Origin of the sequence: Kitasatospora sp. NPDC036755, from assembly GCF_040636595.1 — a bacterium.
Classification (GTDB): Bacteria; Actinomycetota; Actinomycetes; order Streptomycetales; family Streptomycetaceae; genus Kitasatospora.
In genome coordinates, this window is record NZ_JBEZUT010000523.1 from 1 (window position 1) to 3987 (window position 3987).

4 protein-coding genes are annotated in these 3987 nt (G+C 75.5%); 1 reads left to right on the plus strand and 3 read right to left on the minus strand.

Translation table 11 applies throughout. From position 1 onward, the window contains the following. From AB0E96_RS39190 to AB0E96_RS39200, 3 genes are all read right to left on the minus strand, one after another. A partial coding sequence (locus tag AB0E96_RS39190) for a VTT domain-containing protein (RefSeq protein WP_359831335.1) occupies window positions 1–748 on the minus strand: 748 nt, incomplete at its 3' end. Window positions 749–879: 131 nt separating this feature from the next. Next, on the minus strand, window positions 880–1650 hold the full coding sequence (locus tag AB0E96_RS39195) for a dienelactone hydrolase family protein (RefSeq protein ID WP_359831337.1): 771 nt from the start codon (window positions 1648–1650) through the stop codon (window positions 880–882). 92 nt (window positions 1651–1742) lie between these two features. Next, window positions 1743–3017: an MFS transporter gene (locus tag AB0E96_RS39200; RefSeq protein WP_359831338.1), complete on the minus strand. Its 1275-nt coding sequence runs from the start codon at window positions 3015–3017 to the stop codon at window positions 1743–1745. Between the two features lie 108 nt (window positions 3018–3125). Between AB0E96_RS39200 and AB0E96_RS39205 the strand changes: the two genes are divergently transcribed. Further along, on the plus strand, window positions 3126–3987 hold an 862-nt coding region (locus AB0E96_RS39205; protein ID WP_359831340.1), incomplete at its 3' end, for an ROK family transcriptional regulator.

The window sequence follows — 3987 nt, forward strand, 5'->3', positions numbered from 1 at the left end:
CCCAGACGAGCCGGCAGATCCTGCTCGACTTCCTCCTCGCGGACGCACGCTGACCCCGGGTCCCGGCGACCACGCTGCCCAGCACCAGCAGGGCGATCACCCCCGCGGACAGCAGGAAGGCCGCCGAGCCCGGCCGCCCCGCGCTGGCCGCCGCCGTGACGTACACCGCGGTGGTCGGCACCACGCCGATCGCGGTGGCCAGCACGAACGGCAGGAAGCGGACCCCGGAGAACGCCGCGCCGTAGTTGGCCGCCTGGAACGGCATGCCGGGAAGCAGCCGCAGCACCAGGACGCTGCGGAAGCCCTGCTCGGTGAACCGCCGGTCCAGCGCCCCGAGCACCTTCCCGCGCAGGTACGGGCGCAGCGCCTCGCGCCCGAGGCCCCGGCCGAGCGCGAAGGCCAGCGCGGCGCCCACCGTGGTGCCGGCCACCGCCAGCAGCACGCCCTGCTGGATGCCCAGCAGCAGTCCGGCCACCGCGTTCAGCGCCGGCCGGGGCACGAAGGCCAGCGTGCCCACCGCGTAGACCAGGGCGAACAGCGGGCCGAACCAGTACCCCGGCAGCCGGTCGGCCAGCCCGCCGGAGAGCAGTTCGGTCGGGCTCCACAGCAGCAGTGAGCCGGCCGCCGCCGCGAGCACCGCCACCAGCAGCGCGAACCGCCACCACGGGGAGCGCGGCGCGGCGGCGGGCGCCTGCGGCACGGGAACGGCCGCGACGGGCGGCACGGAAGCGGAATCGGGCGCGGACACCGGCCGAGCCTAACCGGTGCCGGGGGCGGCCCGCGGGCCGGGCGCCGGCTCGGCCGTGCGTCGGGGCCCGGCCCGCGGTGGGCGTTCACGGTGCGGCGCGCGGGTCCGCCGCCGGGGGTCGCCGCGCGGGTTCACCGCGCCCGGGCGAGGAATCCGAGCAGGCGTCGCCACGAGTCCCGGGCCGCGTCGGCGTGTTCGAGCGCGGCGAGCTCGAAGAAGTTGTGCGGCGCGCCCGGGTAGCCGACGAACTCGTGCGGGCAGCCGGCCTCGGTGAGGGCCGCGTCGAAGGCCTCGACGGTGTCGGCCGGGATGTGCTCGTCCGCGCCGCCCCAGAAGGCGAGGATCGGGGCGGTCAGCTCCGCGGCGAGCTGGGTGGGCCCCGGGGCGCCGTTGATGGTGTCCGGGTAGCCGTAGTAGCCGACGGCGCCGGCCAGGCCGAAGCGCGGGGCGGCGGTGCGGAAGGCCTGCCGGCCGCCGAAGCAGAAGCCGAGCGCGATCACCTCGGCGGGCCCGGTGGCGCGCAGCCGCTCCAGCGCGGCGGTGATGTCGGCGTCCAGCCCCTCGGGGGTGAGCGCGAGCAGGTGGGGGAGCAGGTTCGGCGGTTCGCCGAATTCCGCCGGTCGCTTTTCCGGGTGGGCGCCGGCGGTGCGGCCGTAATAGTCGAGGACGAGTGCCGGGTGGCCCTGTTCGGCGAGCCGGGCGGCGGTCTGCCGGTAGAACGGGGAAAGGCCCCTGTTGTCCGGCAGGACGAGCACGCCGGCCCCGGTGGCGATTTCCGGGCGGGCCAGGAAGGCGCCGAACCGGGTGCCGTCGGCCGAGGTCAGGGTGAGTGCGGTGGCCTCGGCCAGTGGCCACAGGGCGGGGCCGAGGGTGGGCGGGGCGGCGTCCGGGTCGTAGCACACGGGGAATCCCTCTCGGGGAGCGCGAAAACCGCCGGGCGCGGCGCGCCCGACGGTTCGGAACCCTAGCGGGGAATTCTCTCGGGAATTCCCCATCATATCGCGGAGAGATCTTTTCCGGAAGGCTTTTCCGGTGACGGTGCGGTCACGTTTTCCCCGGCCCCGTTCGTTCCGTCGGCCCCGTTCGTTTCGCTGGGGGGCCGCTCGGCGAGCCGCAGGGCCCCGGCGCTCAGCATCAGGGCGCAGGCGAGCGCGGTGACCAGTCCGAAGGAGACGGTCAGCGAGGTGGCCTGGGCGAGGGCGCCGATGACCGCGGGGGCGATCAGCCCGGAGGTGTAGGTGACGGTGGCGACGCCCGCGATGGCCTGGCTGGGGTTGGTGCCGATCCGCCCGGCCGCGGCGAAGGCGAGCGGGACGATCACCGCGATGCCGATGCCGATGAGCGCGAACCCCGGGATGGCCAGCGCGGGGCTGTCGGCGGCGACCACCAGCAGGCCGCCGACGGTGGCGACGGCCCCGCCGACGCGGGTGGTGCGGACGGCGCCCAGGCGGCGGATCGCCGCGTCCCCGGCGAGCCGGCTGACCGCCATGGTGAGCGAGAAGGCGGTGTACGAGACGGCGGCGACGGTGGCCGAGGCGCCGGTGACGTCCCGCAGGTAGACGCCGCTCCAGTCCATCGAGGCGCCCTCGGCGAAGACCGCGCAGAAGCCGACCAGCCCGATCACCAGCGAGCTGCGCGGCGGCAGCGCGAACCGCGGCGGCTCCTCCGCGCCCTCGTGCGCCCGGATGTCGGGCAGTCCGCGGCAGGCGAACTGGGCGAGGACGAGCAGGACCAGCGCGGTGACGGCCAGCTGGAGCCGGGCGTCGAGGTCGAGGTGGGCGGCGAGGATGCCGAAGGGGGAGGCCAGCAGGCCGCCCGCGCTCCACATCCCGTGCAGGCCGGACATGATCGAGCGGCCGAGCCGCTCCTCGATCTCCACGCCCTGGGCGTTCATCGCGACGTCCGCCATCCCGGCCGTGGCCCCGTAGACCAGCAGGGCCGCGCACAGGACGGGCAGTGAGGGGGCGAGCGCGGGCAGGGCGAGGGCCAGGCAGTAGAGGGAGAGCAGCCCGCGCACGGCGGCCCGGCCGCCGTAGCGGTGGACGAACCGGCCGGCCAGCGGCATGGCGAGGGAGGAGCCGATGGCGGGCATGACCAGGGCCAGGCCGAGCTGGCCGGTCGAGAGGTGGAGGTGGTGCTGGATCCAGGGGATGCGGGTGACGAAGCTGCCGGCGACGGCCCCGTGCACGCCGAACACCAGGGCGATGCTCGCCCGGGCCCGGCGTGGTGCGGTCAGCGGCTCCGGTGGTGGTGCGGTGGTCCCGGTCATGCGGTTTCCCTCCCGGTCGCACGGTGCGGGGCGCGACGGTCTGCGGTGACGGTCGATAAATTATCAGGAAGGGACCCTGATAGAAATGCTCTGGAAGGATGATCTGCCATGACCACCGCGCGTACGGCCACGCCGAGTACCGCCCGGGCGATCAACGACCGGCTGGCGCTCAACCTCCTGCTCGAACAGGGCCCCCTGACCGCGACCGAGCTGCGCGACCTCACCGGGCTGTCCCGGCCGACCGTCGCCGACCTGCTCGAACGCCTCCAGCGCACCGGTCTGGTGGCCGTCGTCGGCGAGCGCGGTGAACAGCGGCGCGGCCCCAACGCCCGGCTCTACGCGCTGGTCGCCTCCCGGGCCCACCTCGCCGCCTTCGACGTCCGCTCCGGCGGCGTCAGCCTGGTCGTCGCCGACCTCGCCGGCCGCAGCCTGGCCACCGCCGAGGTCCCCGTCGAGGGCGACGGCGGACCGGACACCGCCGCGTCGATCGTCTCCGTCCTGCGGGACACCGCGAGCGGCGTCGGCGTCGAGCGGCTGCACACCGTCGCGGTCGGCGCCCCCGGACTGGTCGCCCCGGCCACCGGACGGCTGCAGAGCACCGGCAACCTCCCCGCCTGGCACGCCGAACTCCTCGCCGCCCTGCGCGAACTGCCCGGCAGCGAGGTGATCCTGGAGAACGAGGTCAACCTCGCCGGGCGGGCCGAGTACCGGGTCGGCGCCGCGCGCGACCGCGACACCTTCGTCCTGCTCTGGCTCGGCCACAGCGTCGGCGCCGCCGTCATCCTGGACGGGCGGCTGCGCCGCGGCTCCTCCGGCGGCACCGGCGAGATCTGCTTCCTGCCCGTCCCCGGCACCGCCGGCCTGCCCAGCGCCGACAGCTGGACGGCATCGTCGCCCTGGTCGCCGACACCGGCGCCGACCTCGCCGCCCTCGACGCCAAGGGCCTCGACGAGGCTGTCAAGGCCCTGCC

Excerpts from the sequence above, each read along its gene's own strand:
- AB0E96_RS39200 (WP_359831338.1), bottom strand. The coding sequence starts at position 3,017 with ATGACCGGGACCACCGCACCACCACCGGAGCCGCTGACCGCACCACGC.